Below are 18,909 nucleotides of genomic sequence, written 5' to 3' on the forward strand. Positions count from 1 at the left end.
TATGGTATCAGATATCTTGATTGTTGATGATGAAGCAGATATTCGTGAGCTTGTTGCTGGTATTTTAGATGATGAAGGTTATGAAACGCGTGTTGCTTGTAACTCTGATGAAGCATTGGCTCAAATTAGTGAGCGTATTCCAAAGCTCATTTTTTTGGATATTTGGCTACAGGGTAGTCGTCTTGATGGTTTAGCATTGCTTGATGAAATTAAAACGCAATATCCGGCTCTTCCGGTCGTTATGATCTCTGGTCATGGTAATATTGAGACGGCTGTTTCCGCTATAAAGCGAGGGGCATATGATTTCATTGAAAAACCTTTTAAAGCTGATAGACTTGTATTGGTTGCAGAGAGAACACTTGAAAACTCAAATTTAAAACGTGAGCTTTTAGAATTGCGAAAGCGTTCGAACGAGACATTAGAGTTGCTCGGAAAATCGACAGTTGTAAAAAATTTGCGTCAAATCATAGAAAAAGTAGCACCAACCAATAGTCGCGTCATGATAACAGGTCCTTCAGGGGCAGGAAAAGAAACTGTTGCACGAACTATTCATGCGCTCTCAACGCGTTCGAATGGGCCATTTGTTACAATAAATGCTGCAACGATTACTCCGGAAAGAATGGAAATAGAGCTGTTTGGCAGTGAAATGGAAGGAAGAGAGCGCAAGATCGGTGCCTTAGAGGAAGCTCATGGCGGTATATTATATCTTGATGAAATTGCTGACATGCCACGTGAGACTCAAGGTAAGATTCTTCGGGTGTTAACGGGGCAGACATTTGAAAGAGTTGGCGGCACAAAACGTGTTAAAGTGGATGTGCGTATTATTTCTTCGACAGCGCAAAATCTTGAAAACCTCATTTCTGATGGGCGCTTTAGAGAAGATCTTTTCCACCGTCTTTCGGTTGTTCCTATTGCTGTTCCGCCCCTTTCAGCGCGTCGTGAAGACATTCCAGAACTTGTACATCATTTTGTAAAAACAATATCACAGCAGGTTGGGATTAAACCGCGTGCAATCAGTGATGATGTGATTGCTATTTTGCAAACGCATGCTTGGCCGGGTAATGTGCGGCAATTACGCAATAATATTGAGCGTCTTCTTATTCTTGTGCGGGATGGTGATGGTCCTATAACAGCGGACTTTCTTCCCAGTGAAGTAAGTGATTCTTTGCCACGTCTTCAAATGGATTCAGATGAAAGTATAATGGATTTGCCGTTACGTGAAGCACGAGAATTGTTTGAAAAGAGATATTTAGTGGCACAGATTGGGCGTTTGGGTGGAAATATATCACGTACTGCTGAATTTATAGGCATGGAGCGTTCAGCTTTGCACCGTAAACTTAAAGCGCTTGGAGTTTCTTAAAGCGATGCGTGTTATTATTTGCGGAGCAGGACAGGTTGGGTATGGGATAGCAGAGCGTCTTGCTGCTGAAAATCACGATGTTACTGTTATTGATATTGAAACGAGATTAATTGAAAAGATTCGCGATACATTGGATGTGAGAGGTTTTGTTGGTCACGGTTCACGTCCTGAAGTTCTTTTGGCTGCAGATGCAGACAAAGCTGATATGTTGATTGCTGTCACTTTGTTTGATGAAGTCAATATGGTAGCTTGTCAAGTAGCACATTCATTATTTAATGTGCCCACAAAAATTGCTCGTATTCGTTCACAATCTTATTTAGAACCACGTTATAAGACGCTTTTTTCCAGAGAGAATATTCCCATTGATGTGGTTATTTCGCCAGAAGTTGAAGTTGGGGAAATGGTTTTGCGCCGTATTGCTTTACCTGGTGCAATAGATGTTCTTTATTTTTGTAATGATGATGTTGTTGCGCTAGCCTTGGAATGCATGGAAGATTGTCCAGTTATTAATACACCTTTGCGTCAATTAACAGAGCTTTTTCCAGATCTTCATACGACGGTTACCGCTATTAAACGTGGCGCGGAATTATTGGTTGCACATTCAGAAACGCAATTACGCGTTGGTGATATAACCTATCTTGTTGTTGCTCGTGATCAAATGCGCCGTGCTGTTGGGCTTTTTGGTCATAAAGAACAAGATGCCCACCGCATGATTATTGCAGGAGGCGGTCACATTGGCCTTTATGTTGCACAGGCTATTGAAAAGCGTTTCCATAAATTAAAATTGAAGATTATAGAATCGCATAGAGAAAGAGCTCTCACGATTGCTGATCAGCTTGAAAAAACAACAGTTTTATACGGTAACGTGTTAGATCCAGTGATTCTTCAAGATGCGGGAATTGATCAGTCCGATTTAATGATTACATTGACCAATCAAGATCAGGTTAATCTCTTAAGCGCTATTATTGCTAAAAGATTGGGCTGCAAAGCCAATATGGTATTGATTAATAATGTTGCCTATCAAGAATTTAGTCGTGCTGTTGGTGTGGATGCATATCTTAATCCCCATAGCGTTACAATATCGAGAATTTTGCAACAAATGCGCCGTGGACGTATTCGTTCTGTTCATTCAGTTTTTAATGGCCGAGCAGAAATTATTGAAGCTGAAGTGATGCAAACATCTTCATTGGTTGGTAAGTCATTATCAGAGCTCAATTTATCAGATGGTTTGAGAATTGGTGCAATTTATCGCAATAAGACAATAATACAACTTTCGGCAGATACGCGCATTTTGTCTGGTGATAGAATAGTGATTTTTGCTCTTGCTGATAGGGTTCGTGATGTTGAACAACTCTTTCGCGTAAGTTTAGAATATTTTTGATATATTATCTATGGATATTTGTACTTTTTGGTATAGTGGACAATTAAGATTGGTGGATAGGCTTTGTTTGTCCTCAATGGTTAAAACTGGACAGCGCGTTAAGCTTTTTAGTTATGATAAAAAAATAGATAATCTTCCTGCCGGTGTTGAGTTGCATGAAGCCGAATCAATTTTACCACGCTCAGCAATTTATCGCCTTGACCCCGATTTTTCTGATAATAAACCAGGGTGTACAATTGTTCAGTTTTCGGATTTTTTTCGTGTTATGCTGATGAAATATCAACAAGGTGTTTGGTTAGATACAGATGTTTACCTTGTTAAACAATTTCATCCAGATGCGGATAAGGTTTGGTTGGCAAGAGAAAATAATACAAGAGTAGGCGTTTCTGCACTTTATTTTCCGCCCAATAACCCTATTATAAAAATATTTGAAGATTATTGGGCAGGCACAGAAATTATTCCTCATTGGCTTGGATTTAAGCGTCGTATTTGGAGACCATTCTGGTTAAAGAGAAAAAAAATGCCGATTTTACCGGGAAGTCTTGGTGTTACGATATTTGGCAATGATGGTATTTCACGATTAGCAAAACGATATGGTTTTTTTCATGAAGCAAAGGAAAAGGAAACTTTTTATTATTGGACTGGGCGAAAAACTGAACGTATTTTTGAACCAGCTTTTGGCATAAAGCCGCTTACAGATTCACGCTTGATAGGCTTTCATATTCACAGAAAGACAAAGACCACGAAAAGACCTCAGGAAGGAAGTTTTTACCATTGGGCGGTATCTCGCATCCCTGATGTTCATCATTTGTTTAGATAGAGTTATTATTGCTATTTTAACTATTGAGATTTTAATCTACCTTAAATAGCTCTTGATTGTAGCTTGCGCAAGAGAGTAATGTTAACATATGGATAAAAACATTGAATGTGTAAAGAGCGGTTGTTATATGAACGGAAAGTAAAAATATGAGTGATCCAATGAAAACAGCATTAAGCCTTGTTCCTATGGTTATTGAACAAACCAATCGTGGTGAACGGGCCTATGATATTTTTTCCCGTCTTTTAAAGGAGCGGATTATTTTTATTAATGGTCCTGTCGAAGATGGTATGGCAATGCTTGTTTGTGCACAATTGCTTTTCTTGGAAGCGGAAAATCCTAAAAAAGAAATTAGTCTTTATATTAATTCTCCAGGTGGTGTCGTAACATCTGGTATGGCTATTTATGATACTATGCAGTTTATTCGCCCTCCTGTTTCTACGCTTTGCATGGGGCAGGCGGCATCTATGGGGTCTTTATTGTTAACAGCTGGAGCAAAAGGTCATCGTTTTACATTGCCAAACGCACGTATTATGGTGCATCAACCATCTGGTGGTTTTCAAGGTCAAGCTTCAGATATTGAGCGACATGCGCAAGACATTATAAAGATGAAACGGCGTTTAAATGAAATTTATGTTCAACATACAGGTCAAGATTATGAGATTATTGAGAGAACTCTCGATCGCGATCATTTTATGACAGCAGAAGAAGCCAAAGCGTTTGGCTTAGTTGATGATGTTATACAATATCGTGCAGAAACTGAAAAAGAAGAAAAAGATTAAGAGTTTTTATAGAAAAAACAGCTACTTTAAATCACAGAGTTTTATAAAAAATATCGCAAAATAAGACAAACACCTAAAAAGATTGAGACATGCATGGTTTTCTATATGTCTTTTAGTTTTCATGATGAAAAGCTTCCTTTGAAAAGGCAAAGTATTCATATATCGTGGTGAAAGGAAAGAAAAATGAGCAAAATTAGCAATAGCGGGAACGAATCAAAAAATACTCTCTATTGCTCGTTCTGCGGCAAGAGTCAGCATGAGGTGCGTAAGCTCATTGCGGGGCCTACTGTATTTATCTGTGATGAATGTGTAGAGCTTTGCATGGATATTATTCGGGAAGAAAATAAGTCTTCTGGGGTTAAGGTGCGTGATGGTGTTCCTACGCCACAGGAAATTATAACAGTTCTTGATGATTATGTTATTGGTCAGCAGCATGCAAAGCGTGTTCTTTCTGTTGCTGTTCATAATCATTATAAACGGTTGGCGCATCAGTCTAAAAGCAATGATATTGAGTTGGCTAAATCAAATATTCTTCTTGTTGGTCCAACGGGCTGTGGTAAAACTTATCTTGCACAAACATTAGCACGTATTATTGATGTGCCTTTTACGATGGCGGATGCGACCACCTTGACTGAAGCGGGTTATGTGGGTGAAGATGTTGAAAATATTATTTTGAAGCTTCTTCAAGCAGCAGATTATAATGTTGAACGTGCGCAGCGTGGTATTGTTTATATTGATGAGGTTGATAAGATTTCTCGTAAGGCTGACAATCCTTCTATTACAAGAGATGTTTCGGGGGAAGGGGTTCAGCAAGCGTTATTAAAAATTATGGAAGGAACGATTGCTTCTGTTCCTCCTCAAGGTGGACGTAAGCATCCGCAACAAGAGTTTCTTCAGGTTGATACCACAAACATCTTATTCATTTGTGGGGGAGCTTTTGCAGGTTTAGAACGGATTATTTCAGGACGTGGTGAAAAAACTTCTATTGGTTTTTCTGCGACCGTTAAGGCTCCTGATGAGCGTTGTGTCGGTGAAATTTTTCGTGATTTAGAGCCTGAAGATCTTATAAAATTTGGTCTAATACCAGAATTTATTGGGCGCCTTCCTATAGTCGCTACCTTAGAGGATTTAGATGTTAACGCCCTCATGCAAATTTTATCACAACCTAAAAATGCGTTAGTAAAGCAATATCAGCGTCTTTTTGAAATGGAGAATGTCGAATTAGCATTTCATGAAGATGCTTTACGTGTTATTGCGAAGAAAGCAATTGAACGTAAAACTGGTGCTCGTGGTTTACGTTCAATTATGGAGAAGATCCTTCTTGAGACGATGTTTGAGCTACCGGCTCTTGAAGGCGTTCAAAAAGTGGTTATTTCGAGTGATGTCGTTGATGGGAAAGCGCGTCCTCTTTATATTTACTCAGAACGTGCAGAAGATAAAGAAAATGTATCAGCATGATATTGTGCGATGCACAATATAAAAGGTGATAATGAACGGTATTTGATGGGTGTTTATAATAATATCATTATAATGCTTGATTTATGTATGAGTAATTACCACTTCATGTATTGTGAAGAGCTGAGGTTTTCTAAAGGTGAGCTGGTTGTTGTAGATAGCTCATAGGCTCCAGAAAGGAGAGTTATGCAATATATTGATGAAAAGACAGATGAAGTAAGAGATGGGGTTTATGCTGTTTTACCTCTTCGTGATATTGTTGTCTTCCCCCATATGATTGTTCCACTTTTTGTGGGGCGCGAAAAATCAATTCGTGCTCTTGAAGAAACGATGGCGGTTGACAAGCAAATACTCTTGGTGACACAAAAAAACGCTTCTGATGACGATCCAAAATCAGAGGATATTTATCATATTGGTACATTTGCCAATATTCTTCAACTTTTAAAGCTGCCTGATGGTACTGTAAAGGTTTTGGTTGAAGGAACTGCACGTGCAAAAATTAGTCAATTTGCTTTAAGTGAAGGTTATCATCAGGCATATGCGACTGTTACAGAAGAACCTAGAGAGAGTGATGTTGAGATTGAAGCTCTTTCAAGGTCAGTGATTGCTTATTTTGAAAACTATGTAAAGCTTAATAAAAAAATCTCTCCTGAAGTTGTCAATGCGATTGGCCAGATTGATAATCCTTCTAAGCTTGCCGATACGATTGCTTCTCATTTGATGATTAAACTTGCAGAAAAACAGGAAATATTAGAGCTCTTACCTGTACGGGCCCGTCTTGAACGAGTTCTGTCCTTCATGGAAGGAGAAATTTCTGTTTTGCAGGTTGAAAAACGTATTCGTTCGCATGTTAAACGGCAAATGGAAAAAAACCAACGAGAATATTATCTCAATGAGCAGATGAAGGCTATTCAAAAAGAGTTAGGCGCAGGTGATGATAGCCGAGATGAACTCTCTGAATTAGAAGAACGCATCAAGAATACAAAACTATCCAAGGAAGCGCAGGAAAAAGCTGGGGCAGAATTGAGAAAATTACGGAATATGTCTCCTATGTCTGCAGAAGCGACTGTTGTACGTAACTATCTTGATTGGTTATTAGCAATGCCTTGGGGTAAAAAATCTAAAATTAAAAACAATTTAGATTTTGCTGAAAAGGTCATGAATAATGAACATTTCGGTCTTGAAAAAGTTAAGGAGCGAATTATTGAATATTTGGCCGTCCAAAGTCGAGCATCAAAGATAAAAGGTCCCATTATTTGTTTGTTAGGTCCTCCTGGTGTAGGGAAAACATCATTAGCGCGCTCTATTGCAAAGGCGACGGGGCGTGAGTATGTTCGTATCTCATTGGGAGGCGTGCGGGATGAAGCAGAAATTCGCGGACATCGCCGAACATATATTGGTTCGATGCCTGGAAAAATTATCCAGTCTATGAAAAAAGCAAAAAAATCTAATCCGCTTTTCTTGCTTGATGAAATTGATAAAATGGGACAAGATTTTCGTGGAGATCCTTCATCCGCTTTATTAGAAGTTCTTGATCCTGAACAAAACAGTACATTCATTGATCACTATTTGGAAGTTGAATATGATCTTTCTGATGTCATGTTTATCACAACTGCCAATACGCTTAATATTCCAGGTCCGTTAATGGACCGTATGGAAATTATTCGTATTGCTGGTTATACTGAATGTGAGAAAATGGAAATTGTTAAACAGCATCTTTTACCAAAGGCACTAAAAGATCACTGTTTGTCTAAAAAAGAACTTAGTATTTCTGATGGAGCACTAAGGTCAATTATTCAGTTTTATACACGTGAGGCAGGCGTTCGTAACCTTGAGCGTGAACTCATGAAAATTTCCCGCAAATCTGTTACAAAAATTCTCAAAACGCATCAAAAATCTGTAAAAGTTACAGAAAATAATATTCATGATTTCTTGGGTGTTAAACGTTATCATTACAATCAGATTGAAGGAGAAAATCAAATTGGTGTTGTGACAGGCCTTGCGTGGACAGAAGTTGGTGGAGAGTTATTGACCATTGAAGGAGTTATGATGCCCGGCAAAGGTAAGATGACTGTAACTGGAAATTTACGTGATATTATGAAAGAGTCCATTTCAGCGGCAGCATCTTATGTACGTTCTCGTGCTGTTGATTTTGGTATTGAACCTCCACTTTTTGAAAAACGCGATATCCATGTTCATGTTCCAGAGGGTGCGACGCCAAAAGATGGCCCATCTGCTGGGATTGCAATGGTGACAGCAATTGTTTCGGTTCTTACAGGAGTAGCTGTGCATAAAGATATTGCAATGACTGGTGAAATTACTTTACGTGGACGCGTTTTACCAATTGGTGGATTAAAAGAAAAACTCCTAGCAGCTCTTCGAGGAGGGATAAAAAAAGTACTTATTCCTGAAGAAAACGCAAAAGATTTGGTTGATATTCCTGACGATGTCAAAAATAATATGGAAATTATTCCGGTAAATCATGTGAGTGAAGTTTTGAAACATGCTTTGGTTCGTTTTCCAGACACTATTGAATGGAAAGAACCCTCTACGGTGGCTGTCCCAATCCGGTCAGAGAGCAGTGATAGTGAAGGAATACAGATTGCACACTGATTCACTTATCTCATTTATAACGACATTTTTTAGGTGGCAGAAGGCGTTGTTGAGGTTATTATTCTGTTTTTTGTTGGAAAAAGTAAAAAATTCCGTGAATAACTGTGATTATTGCTAAAAAAACAATGTTTTGGATAAAAATAAGACTTCTGTTTGTTGTACTTTTCAATAAACTGACCAATAACATGATTAAGTCATGTTGTCAGGTAATATAGGGAAAGGAAATATTTTATGAATAAAAGTGAATTGGTTAGCTCCGTTGCTGAAAAGGCAGGTGTTTCGAAAGCGCAAGCTGGTGCTGTTGTTGATGCTTTTATGGCTTCTGTAACAGAAGCTTTGGCTTCAGGAGGAGATGTTCGTCTTCCTGGTTTTGGCTCTTTTGAAGTTTCTCATCGTGCTGCAACAAAGGGGCGTAATCCTTCAACTGGTGCTGAAATCGATATTCCAGCACGTTCTGTACCCAAATTTTCTGCAGGAAAAAGCCTTAAAGAAGCAGTTAATAAAAAATAATTTAAGCGACATTAAAAAACCCGATTTATTTATAAGCGGGTTTTTTTTACACATGTATTATGCGTGTTTTTTATATAATATTTTGAGATCTTTGCGGTATTTTTTATTTTCATTTATTGCTGGTATTTTTGAAAATGATTTTAAGTGTTGTATAAAGTACTGTCAGCTTAAAATATATTGTTTTTAGACATTTCAATAAAATATTGCACTGTATTAGTGAAGTACTGGTATGGGTTATAAAATGTAATGTTAACTTTTATTACGCTGAAGTGTTACGGTGTTTATTTCAAAAATAAGACCCGTAAATAGTATGAGGCAAAAAACTCTGTGAAGTGTATAAAAGTTATTATATACCACCATTTATGCTTAATAAAAGCGCATATTGGTGCCATTGTACTATTTTTCTCAGTTCCTATAATGTTGCGACTAGCCCTCAATATCTGAGACGAGTGCATAAGGGGTAATTTTATTCTTTTACTTATACGCCAAGCTTGCTTGTGACGCACCAAGAGGATAATTTTTATCGATTTATTATAAGAGAATCTGAAATGAAAGAATCTTATGATAATCAGATTTCACTTTCAATATTATGTTTTTTCTTGGCATTTAAGAGGGAAGAGACAGATCAAGCTCTATCCTACAAATATTTTTTCCATATCTTTATTTCACTTGTGATATGCAAGCGAGCGTTTTTCTTCTATAAACTAATTACATTACATAATATAAAAACTATCAATCAATAGAGATAGTACAGTATTGCTTGTGTATTTTCCATCTATTTTATTTTTAGTTATTAAATCATATAAATTGTTGGTAGCGGTAAAGGTTTTTTATAGCCAAAAGTTATTTTACAAGCACCTACATAATTGAATAAATGATGAAACGTAGGTAGTATTTATTGATTGGGAGAGACAGCCATTAAAAGGCTTTAGAATGATTTTTTCACGAGAGTCATATCAGTAGATGAGAAGCGAATCGTGTGTTTTTTATAAACAGAAACTCTTTGATTCTTTATCTGCTAACCACTGAGTACAATCATTGAGAGCTCTCGCTGTTATGGCTTGTTTTTTTACTAATTTTTTTTCTTTACTTGCTAGGCGTTTTCCTGAATGTTTAATAGAAGCAATAGGGGGAAAGAGTCCGAAATTGATATTCATTGGCTGAAAGGACTGTGTTTCTGCTTTTTCATCTATGATGTGTCCCCCCGTAATATGATTCAAAAGGGCTCCGAATGCTGTAGTTTGTGGGGGTAGGCAAGGGGAAATATGATGATATTCGGCAGCAGCAAAACGTCCAGCAAGAAGCCCTATTGCCGCTGATTCTACATAACCTTCACATCCGGTAATTTGTCCTGCAAAGCGTAGTTGTTTTTTTTGTTTTAAACGAAGGGTTTGATCAAGAATAATTGGCGAGTTGAGGTAGGTATTGCGGTGAAGACCACCAAGACGCGCAAACTCTGCTTTTTCAAGACCGGGAATCATTCTAAAAATGCGAATTTGTTCACCATATTTCAGTTTTGTTTGAAAGCCGACCATATTGTAAAGCGTTCCAAGTTTATTATCTTGGCGTAATTGAACGACAGCATAAGGTTTAACTGTAGGGTTATGGGCATTGGTTAAGCCCATAGGTTTCATAGGACCGTGTCTTAACGTTTCAAGTCCGCGCTCAGCCATAATTTCAATGGGGAGGCATCCATCAAAATAGGGCGTTTTTTCAAAGTCACGAAACTCTGTTTTTTCAGCATTTTTTAATGCTTCAACGAATGTTTTATATTGTTCTTTGTTGAGGGGACAATTAAGATAATCTTTTCCTGTTCCCTCAGGACCAATTTTATCATAGCGAGACTGATACCAACAAATGTTGATATCAATACTATCGGTATGGATAATAGGTGCAATCGCATCAAAAAAAGAAAGAGCTTTTATACCGGTTATTGCTTGTAATTCTTGAGCAAGTGCAGGCGATGTAAGGGGACCCGTTGCAATGACAACATGTTTCCAAGCTTTAGGAATTTCTTGAACTTCTTCACGTTTGATTGTTATAAGAGGATGGTTTTCGAGTGCTGTCGTAACAGTTTTTGAAAATCCATCACGGTCAACAGCAAGGGCACTACCTGCGGGAACTTTGTTGGCATCAGCAGCTTTCATAATTAACGATTTCGCTAATCGCATTTCAGCATGTAAAAGCCCTACGGCATTTGTTAATGAATCATCGCAACGAAATGAATTTGAACAAACCAGTTCTGCCAAATTATCGGTTTTATGGGCATCTGATTTTTTTTCGGGTCGCATTTCATGCAAAACAACAGAAATTCCTGACTGAGCGATTTGCCAACTTGCTTCACACCCCGCAAGACCGCCACCGATGATATGAATTGGGATATCAAATGTCTTTAACATAATTGACTTTTAGCGTAAGCAGTTATGTATGAAAAGCATAGATTTTGTTTTTTTTAATATATTTGTTTGCTTTTTTTCTGTAATTAATGGTATAGAAACGCCGCTTGTATAAGGTTATTAGCTTGTAAGTTTGAGCGGATGTGGCGAAATTGGTAGACGCACCAGATTTAGGTTCTGGCGGGAGACCGTGGGGGTTCGAGTCCCTCCATCCGCACCAAAGCAATCCCTTAAGTGCTACGGATTTCTACGTGTCTGAAATTCCGCTTCATGGTAAATGTAACACTCGAAGTGTTAGAATGTAATGATTATTAGAGTGGGTTTATCCCTCTCCTTAGGAAAATGAAGGTGTTTAATGCAGGTTACCGAGACGCTTAATGAAGGACTGAAGCGCGAAATTAAGATCGTGGTTCCAGCGAAAGATTTAGAAGAAAAGTTGAATGAAAGATTGGATGATACCAAGGGAAAAATCAAGCTTAATGGTTTTCGTCCCGGTAAAGTGCCTAGTGGGCATTTGCGAAAAATGTATGGTAAATCCTTTATGGCGGAGATTCTCAATGAGATACTCAGTGATGCGCCTCGGTCTATTTTAGCAGATCGCAATGAACGTGCAGCGATGCAGCCGAAAATTGATATAGATGAAGATGAAAAAATTCTAGATGGCAAAGCTGATTTTACTTTTAGTTTAAAGTATGAAGTTTTACCAAAAATTGAAATTAAAGATTTTGAACATATTAAGGTTATCCGTGAAATTGCAACTATTCCTGAACAGGATATTGATGATCAAATCAATCGCGTCCTTTCTTCTACGCGTAATTATTCCCTAAAAGAGGGGGCTTCTGAAGAAGGTGATCGTATTACCATAGATTATCAAGGTAAGCTTGAAGGCGCTCCATTTGAAGGTGGGGCAGATAGTGATGCACAACTGATTCTTGGGTCAAAACAATTTATTCCTGGTTTTGAAGAGCAATTGGTTGGTGTGAAAGCTGGGGATGCAAAAACGATTTTTGTTAAATTTCCTGATAATTACAGTGCAGCACATTTGGCCGGACGGGAAGCAGAGTTTGACATTACTGTCAAAGCTGTCTTTAAACCAGATGAATTAAAAATTGATGATGAAGCAGCACAAAAAGTTGGTTTAGAGTCTCTGGATCGCTTACGTGAGGTCGTTCGTGGACAGATTGAGAGCCAATATGGTTCAGTGACACGTCAAAAAGTTAAGCGTCAAATTCTTGATGCTTTAGATGCTGATTATAATTTTGAGATTCCTGAAGAACTTTTAGAGATTGAGTTTAACAATATATGGGCTCAGGTTAATGATGATTTGAAAAAGGCTGGGCGCAGTTTTGAAGATGAAGGTATTACAGAAGAAAAGGCACGGGAGGAATATCGTATCCTTGCGCAACGTCGTGTTCGTCTTGGTTTGGTGCTTTCTGAAATTGGAATGAAGGTTGGTGTTAAAGTTAGTGAGGATGAGCTAAAAGCAGCCGTTTTTGATCAGGTTCGTCAGTATCCTGGACAAGAGAAAGAGATTATGGATTTTTTCCGCAGGACTCCGGAAGCTGTTGAAAATCTACGTGCTCCAATTTTTGAAGAAAAGGTCATTGATCATTTATTAGCACAGATAAAAGTCACAGATAAAGAAGTGACGGTTGAAGAGTTGATGAAAGAATATGACGAATCAGATGTCCCTGAAGAAAAGCCGGCAAAGAAAAAATCTGCAGTGAAAGAAACCTCTACAGAGAAAACATCAGTTAAGAAAAAGGCTCCTAAAAAAGCTTAATATTTATGCAAACAGAAAAAGCCCGATAGAATCGGGCTTTTTGTAAGATTTATATCCTATGATTGCACTGAGAGAATGGTTTTAGATAAGCCATGAGTGTATTTTAAAATATTGGTAGTGGATTGGCAATGAGCATCATTGATACGCGTACTCCTGATTCTAAGCGTTTTATTTCTGGAGTTACAGGTGATTGGGAAGTCATCATTGGCATGGAAGTTCATGCGCAAATCATATCAAATTCGAAACTTTTTTCAGGAGCGTCAACCAAATTTGGTGCAGAGCCGAACAATCATGTATCACTCATTGATGCAGCCATGCCAGGTATGTTGCCTGTTCTTAATCAAGAATGTGTCCGTCAAGCGGTTCGAACGGGGTTAGGATTAAAGGCGCATATTAATTTAAAATCTGTTTTTGATCGCAAAAATTATTTTTATCCAGATTTACCGCAGGGGTATCAAATTTCTCAATTTCGCTATCCCATTGTGGGAGAGGGAAAGATTATCATATCTGTTGGTCCAGATTCGAATGGCCAATTTGAAGATATTGAAGTGGGAATTGAGAGGTTGCATCTTGAACAGGATGCTGGAAAATCGATGCACGATCAACATCCAACGATGTCTTTTGTAGATCTTAATCGTTCTGGTGTTGCTCTTATGGAAATTGTTTCCAAACCTGATATGCGTTCATCAGATGAAGCCAAAGCCTATATGACAAAATTGCGTACGATTGTTCGTTATTTGGGCACTTGCGATGGCAATATGGATGAAGGTTCTATGCGTGCAGATGTCAATGTATCTGTTCGTCGTCCTGGTGAAAATTTTGGAACGCGCTGTGAAATTAAAAACGTTAATTCTATTCGCTTTATTGGTCAAGCAATTGAGTATGAAGCGCGTCGTCAGATCGCAATTTTAGAAGAGGGAGGAGTCATAGATCAAGAGACTCGGCTTTTTGATGCGGCTAAAGGTGAAACGCGCTCTATGCGTTCAAAAGAAGAAGCACATGACTATCGTTATTTTCCTGATCCTGATCTTTTACCATTAGAATTTGATCAGGCATTTGTGGATGCTTTGGCAGAAGACTTACCAGAATTGCCTGACGCTATAAAAGCACGTTTTGTTAAGGAAATGGGATTGACAGTGTATGATGCTTCCATTCTTGTGACGGAAAAGGCTATTGCTGATTATTTTGAAGAAGTAGCGCGTGGGCGTGATGGAAAAATGGTTGCCAATTGGGTGATTAATGACCTTTTAGGGGCTTTAAATAAAGATAATCGTGAGATTGAAGAGTCACCAGTATCGCCAAATCAATTGGGAAGCATTATTGATCTCATAAAAGAAGGAGTTATTTCTGGAAAAATTGCCAAAGATCTTTTTGAGATTATTTGGAATGAGGGGGGAGATGCACGCCAAATTGTAGAAGAGCGAAATATGAAGCAGGTGACGGATACAAAGGCAATTGAGAGAGCCGTTGATGAAATCATTGCTAATAATTCTGATAAAGTTGCGCAAGCAAAACAGAAACCCGCTCTAGCTGGTTGGTTTGTTGGACAGGTAATGAAAGCAACAGGTGGTAAGGCAAATCCTCAAGTTGTTAATGAATTGGTTAAGATGAAACTTGGCATAGATTAAATTTTATGGGGTGGAGAAGAAGCCATACATATGATATCTTCTTGAAATTAAGGGATAGCACGTTATCCTATCAATTGGAATTGTAGCTGAATTTCCTAGTAACTTTTTCGGTAATTTCAATCGTTAACAGTTTTATTCCAACGATTAATTTCATGAGCGCACTAAATGAATGGAATAGCAGATGGCTCGTTTTTTTAAGCAAATCTTCACATGGTGGAATGGCAATACCATTGGTACGCGTTTTTTCACATGGCGCAAAGGTAAGCGGATAGGGGAAGATCAATTTGGAAATATATATTATGAAGGGGGACTTCATAAGGATGGTTATCCGCACCGTTGGGTTATCTATAAAGACTATTCTGAGGCCTCTACTATTCCACCAGGTTGGCACGGCTGGATTCATCATCGCTGTGATTCTCCACCAACACAGGAGGATTATCATCCTTATGAATGGGAAAAGCCCCATGTTGCAAATATGACAGGAACAAGTGAGAGCTATCGACCAAAGGGGGCTATCACCTCCAGTGGAGAGCGTTCTTGTGTGCATGAAGATTATGATGCGTGGTCACCTAAAAAATAAAATGTTTTAATGCGCTCGTATATTTTTGTCTTATTTGAATCTATGTTATGAAAAGAATTATTTTTTAAGGTGCGATTAATTTTGATATGATGAGATTTTTTTTATTGTTAGGGGTGAGGCATTTTATATATATTTTTTTAATGGGAATTTTAGTGTTTTTATCCTTAAATAATGGGGTGCGTGCTGAACGTATTAGCAATGGAATTGCTGTTTTTGCAGGTCTTGACAAAATCACGGGGCGGACCACACGTTTTGAAGTTACTCTTGGTAAAATTTATCAGTACGGTGCATTACAGGTAACACCACGTGCGTGTTATACGAGCTCTAAAGATGAACCAACGCGTACAACTGGTTTTGTTGAAGTCAATGAAGTGACATTAGATAAAAAAATACGGCGTATTTTTACAGGATGGATGTTTGCAGATAGTCCTGGTTTGAATGCTGTTGAGCATCCTATTTATGATGTGTGGTTAAAGGATTGCAAGCAGAATTCTCAAGATCTTCCTCTTCAATGATGAGTGTGTTATCTATTTATAATACATTGATTTATAATGGTCATTTATCATTTTACAACTTAATAGGAGGTTCAAATTCCTATGATTTTCTCATTTAAAATTTTTCTATATTGAATTAATCCAAATTATTCTCTTGCGCATTACAAGTGGCGGATGTGCAGATAAGATTCTCTAAGATAAGGAATAAAAATTTCCTTCATGAACTGTTTAAATTCAAAGATGCATCATTAGAACCAACGTATTTTTTCAGTGTTTCATAGGAGACAGTTCTTGAATTATATCTGTTAGAGGTTGAAATGAAAGGCTTGTTTATATTTGTTAAAGAGATGGACTGACGCTTTTGCATTTATGAGGGAAAAAGGCTATCAAGAGAGTAATTCATCATGAAACACCAATGAGTATATCTAGAGAAAGCTGTGTTGGTAGTTTTTTCTCATAGAGATGTCGTTTTTCATTCAAAGAGTAGAAGCAATGCAAGCTATATTAATGGAAAAATTGAGATTTAAGATTATTTAAAGTTTATCAATCGAAGTATAGCTTAGTTAAAAAATGCAATGATCAATATATTTCTAGTAAGAAAACAATGTTTATATATTTTGATTATACACCACCTCATAAGTGAGTTTATCTATTCGTAAGTTCTTGTGTATTGTATGATAACTTCACATTTAAGTAAGCAGGATACCACTAAGTTTGTAAATCATATTCTTGGTATCCATGCTTTTTAAAATCTTTTGTATAAAATACACGTGTTTTCATGTAGAGCTATTGAAAAAGGGGCTCCGAAGAGGCGTTGAAAAGATTCTGTATCACTGGGAGTGGTATATTTATTTTGTATAAAGAATAACCCATTTTCTGAAAAATACGAGATTTTATACAATGAAAGTTTTTAGTCACCAACATAATGATGTTTCCCGATTGCCGAAACAACCTAAAGAACCCTTGTTGAATGTTCCATTTATTATAGTTGTTTTGATAGCATTTTGTTTTTGTCTTTATTGCATTTCTCAGTATTTTTTCTCTCATCAGGTTTATACTGAAAGTCTTGAGTTTTTTTCATTTATACCAGCATTGTTTAAGAGGGATCCTGTAGCACTCTGTTATACCATGGTGAGTTATTCATTTATGCATAGTAGTTTTAAACATGTTGCTCTTAATATGGTTTGGCTTTTGGTTTTTGGCTCTCCTTTAGCAAGGCATTTTGGTGTTTTACGTTTTTTAATTTTTTGGGTGTTAACGGCAGTTATTTCTGTTTTGACTTATTTTACATTTCATCAAGAAAGTACCATATCACTTATTGGGGCGTCAGGTGCCGTATCTGGAATGATGGGTGCTATTGCACGTTACGGTTTTCCTAGTGGTAATCTAGCTGTCAATGCGCAGAACGAAAAACTTTTGGGACCTTTATTGTCCATTAAAAAAGCTCTGTGTTCTAAGGGGGTGCTCGTTTATATGGGTGTATGGCTGATGGCTGATTTTATCATAGGTATTTCTTCTATTTTGTTTGAAGAAAATGGCATCTCAATAGCATGGGAAGCTCATATTGGCGGGTTTCTTGCGGGTTTTTTGTTGGTTGGTTTTTTTGATGTTTCACAAAAAAAATAAAAACTAGAATCTAAGATATTTATGTGCCACATAAAGCGCTATTGTTGCTGCATTTGAAACATTTAATGATTTAATATTTCCAGGCATATCAAGGCGTGTTAAAGCGCAAACGGTTTCACGTGTTTTTTTACGTAAACCTTTACCTTCTGCTCCTAAAACAAGAGCAATTTTATTCCCTGTTAATGCTGTTTCTAGAGGTTTGTGCCCTTCTGAATCAAGACCAAAGCTTGTAAAACCTGTTTGATGAAGTTCTTGAAGAGCTTCAGCGAGGTTTCGTACGGTAATATAATGAATCATTTCCAGAGCTCCAGATGCCGCTTTTGCAAGAACACCGTTTTCGTGGGGAGAGTGACGGCAAGTTGTAATAAGCGCTTTAGCTTTCAATGCGACTGCAGAGCGCATAATAGCGCCAACATTATGCGGATCAGTAATTTGATCCATGACAATGACCAGATCAGTATTGGTTAGTTCCGACAGTTTGCATGGTTTGAGGGGGAGAGTTTCCAAAACAATACCTTGATGAACAGCCTCACTTCCAACAAGCGAATCAAGATATTTGGGGGTGCATAATGTAACAGAGCAAGGATAATCTGATTCGGATATATTTAATCGTTTTAAGGCATTTTGTGTAACGTAAAGACATTTTAAAATTCTTTTTGGGTTTTCTAAAGCTGCCTGAACAGAATGAATGCCATAAAGATGGATTATCCCTTGGTGTAAAGAAGCAGCTTTCTTCTTTAGGTGTGTAAAAGATCGAGAAGAAGAGCTTTTTGTATCGCGATATCGGCGACGTAAACGAGCATAATGAGAATTTTGTGATGTTTTTTCTTTCATAGCTTCTTTATAGCGTGTTAATAAGAAAAATAGAGAGAAAAAATTTATGATTTAAAGTTATGAGCAGGAAATTTGTACAGAATTGTATTTATTCTGTTGACAGATACAATAGTAATCGTCATAACCACTTCGCAATCAGATTGAATTGAATGGGTATTCAAGATGGTTGTCGTAATGTCTCATTGCGCGACTTTACCGGTGTAATGGAGGGGTGCCCGAGTGGTTAAAGGGGGCGGACTGTAAATCCGTTGCGTATGCTACGTTGGTTCGAATCCAACCCCCTCCACCATTCATCGAAGGAGAGTTTGTATGTGAGTCATGCGGGTATAGCTCAATGGTAGAGCAGCAGCCTTCCAAGCTGAATATGCGGGTTCGATTCCCGCTACCCGCTCCAAATAGTTGTTGGTGATTGGGCAAATAGGTATGATGGAGGATATTCCATTTATAGATTGGGTGGGGTTTTCCGTCTAAGAGTTGTGGTGATTGAGCTGGTTACAGCCTAATCGGATTGAGTTTTGCAGGACTGTCCCTAGGTGCTAACAAAAATAGGGAATAAAACAAGAGATTAATAGCGATGGCGAAGAGCAAGTTTGAACGAACAAAACCGCATGTTAATATTGGTACGATTGGTCACGTTGATCATGGGAAGA

At 37.8% G+C, this 18,909-nt stretch carries 14 protein-coding genes, 3 tRNA genes and 1 pseudogene; 16 read left to right on the forward strand and 2 right to left on the reverse strand.

All coding sequences use genetic code 11. From position 1 onward, the window contains the following. Nucleotide 1: 1 nt before the first annotated feature. From ACFIKJ_RS02055 to ACFIKJ_RS02085, 7 genes are all read left to right on the forward strand, one after another. Nucleotides 2-1,360 (forward strand): sigma-54 dependent transcriptional regulator, encoded by a 1,359-nt coding sequence (locus tag ACFIKJ_RS02055; protein ID WP_012755009.1) that lies wholly within the window; start codon nucleotides 2-4, stop codon nucleotides 1,358-1,360. A gap of 4 nt (nucleotides 1,361-1,364) precedes the next feature. Then, complete coding sequence (gene trkA, locus ACFIKJ_RS02060) at nucleotides 1,365-2,741, forward strand: Trk system potassium transporter TrkA (protein WP_012755010.1); 1,377 nt, start codon at nucleotides 1,365-1,367, stop codon at nucleotides 2,739-2,741. Between the two features lie 10 nt (nucleotides 2,742-2,751). Next, nucleotides 2,752-3,561, forward strand: a complete 810-nt coding sequence (locus ACFIKJ_RS02065; protein WP_375625953.1) for a hypothetical protein — start codon at nucleotides 2,752-2,754, stop codon at nucleotides 3,559-3,561. Between the two features lie 146 nt (nucleotides 3,562-3,707). Then, on the forward strand, nucleotides 3,708-4,340 hold the full coding sequence (gene clpP, locus ACFIKJ_RS02070) for an ATP-dependent Clp endopeptidase proteolytic subunit ClpP (protein ID WP_012755012.1): 633 nt from the start codon (nucleotides 3,708-3,710) through the stop codon (nucleotides 4,338-4,340). Nucleotides 4,341-4,523: 183 nt separating this feature from the next. After that, the gene (clpX, locus tag ACFIKJ_RS02075; RefSeq protein WP_273723371.1) at nucleotides 4,524-5,798 is read left to right on the forward strand and encodes an ATP-dependent Clp protease ATP-binding subunit ClpX; all 1,275 of its coding nucleotides are present in this window, start codon (nucleotides 4,524-4,526) and stop codon (nucleotides 5,796-5,798) included. A 183-nt stretch (nucleotides 5,799-5,981) separates the two neighbouring features. Then, complete coding sequence (gene lon, locus ACFIKJ_RS02080; RefSeq protein ID WP_375653317.1) at nucleotides 5,982-8,408, forward strand: endopeptidase La; 2,427 nt, start codon at nucleotides 5,982-5,984, stop codon at nucleotides 8,406-8,408. Nucleotides 8,409-8,639: 231 nt separating this feature from the next. After that, the gene (locus ACFIKJ_RS02085) at nucleotides 8,640-8,918 is read left to right on the forward strand and encodes an HU family DNA-binding protein (RefSeq protein WP_012231443.1); all 279 of its coding nucleotides are present in this window, start codon (nucleotides 8,640-8,642) and stop codon (nucleotides 8,916-8,918) included. A gap of 986 nt (nucleotides 8,919-9,904) precedes the next feature. On the opposite strand, the gene trmFO is transcribed toward ACFIKJ_RS02085, so the two are convergent. Further along, nucleotides 9,905-11,317 (reverse strand): methylenetetrahydrofolate--tRNA-(uracil(54)-C(5))-methyltransferase (FADH(2)-oxidizing) TrmFO, encoded by a 1,413-nt coding sequence (gene trmFO, locus ACFIKJ_RS02090; protein WP_375625958.1) that lies wholly within the window; start codon nucleotides 11,315-11,317, stop codon nucleotides 9,905-9,907. 134 nt (nucleotides 11,318-11,451) lie between these two features. On the opposite strand from trmFO, the gene ACFIKJ_RS02095 reads away from it, so the two are divergent. The 6 genes from ACFIKJ_RS02095 to ACFIKJ_RS02120 all read left to right on the forward strand — a co-directional run bounded on the left by ACFIKJ_RS02095 (nucleotide 11,452) and on the right by ACFIKJ_RS02120 (nucleotide 17,425). Beyond that, a tRNA-Leu gene (locus ACFIKJ_RS02095) sits at nucleotides 11,452-11,534 on the forward strand. A gap of 135 nt (nucleotides 11,535-11,669) precedes the next feature. Continuing rightward, nucleotides 11,670-13,097, forward strand: coding sequence for a trigger factor (gene tig, locus ACFIKJ_RS02100; RefSeq protein ID WP_375625960.1), 1,428 nt, complete (start codon nucleotides 11,670-11,672; stop codon nucleotides 13,095-13,097). Between the two features lie 128 nt (nucleotides 13,098-13,225). Continuing rightward, nucleotides 13,226-14,725, forward strand: coding sequence for an Asp-tRNA(Asn)/Glu-tRNA(Gln) amidotransferase subunit GatB (gatB, locus tag ACFIKJ_RS02105; protein ID WP_375624963.1), 1,500 nt, complete (start codon nucleotides 13,226-13,228; stop codon nucleotides 14,723-14,725). A gap of 181 nt (nucleotides 14,726-14,906) precedes the next feature. After that, nucleotides 14,907-15,305, forward strand: a complete 399-nt coding sequence (locus tag ACFIKJ_RS02110) for an NADH:ubiquinone oxidoreductase subunit NDUFA12 (RefSeq protein ID WP_375624962.1) — start codon at nucleotides 14,907-14,909, stop codon at nucleotides 15,303-15,305. A gap of 89 nt (nucleotides 15,306-15,394) precedes the next feature. Further along, nucleotides 15,395-15,820, forward strand: a complete 426-nt coding sequence (locus tag ACFIKJ_RS02115) for a DUF2155 domain-containing protein (protein WP_375625183.1) — start codon at nucleotides 15,395-15,397, stop codon at nucleotides 15,818-15,820. 879 nt (nucleotides 15,821-16,699) lie between these two features. Further along, nucleotides 16,700-17,425 carry a rhomboid family intramembrane serine protease gene (locus ACFIKJ_RS02120; RefSeq protein WP_375651534.1) on the forward strand — a complete coding sequence of 242 codons (726 nt, stop codon included), beginning with the start codon at nucleotides 16,700-16,702 and terminating at the stop codon, nucleotides 17,423-17,425. 3 nt (nucleotides 17,426-17,428) lie between these two features. On the opposite strand, the gene ACFIKJ_RS02125 is transcribed toward ACFIKJ_RS02120, so the two are convergent. Next, entirely contained in the window at nucleotides 17,429-18,259 is an 831-nt protein-coding gene (locus ACFIKJ_RS02125) for a TrmH family RNA methyltransferase (RefSeq protein ID WP_375625965.1), read from the reverse strand. Nucleotides 18,260-18,464: 205 nt separating this feature from the next. Here ACFIKJ_RS02125 and ACFIKJ_RS02130 point away from each other — a divergent pair. The 3 genes and pseudogenes from ACFIKJ_RS02130 to ACFIKJ_RS02140 form a co-directional block, all read left to right on the forward strand. Then, nucleotides 18,465-18,548 (forward strand) — tRNA-Tyr (locus tag ACFIKJ_RS02130). A 31-nt stretch (nucleotides 18,549-18,579) separates the two neighbouring features. Next, nucleotides 18,580-18,653: transfer RNA gene (locus ACFIKJ_RS02135), tRNA-Gly, on the forward strand. Between the two features lie 180 nt (nucleotides 18,654-18,833). Further along, a pseudogene (locus ACFIKJ_RS02140) lies at nucleotides 18,834-18,909 on the forward strand (elongation factor Tu); the annotation flags it as partial.

The sequence above is a fragment of the Bartonella sp. PS7NMGDW genome (assembly GCF_042193585.1).
Taxonomy (GTDB): Bacteria; Pseudomonadota; Alphaproteobacteria; order Rhizobiales; family Rhizobiaceae; genus Bartonella; species Bartonella grahamii.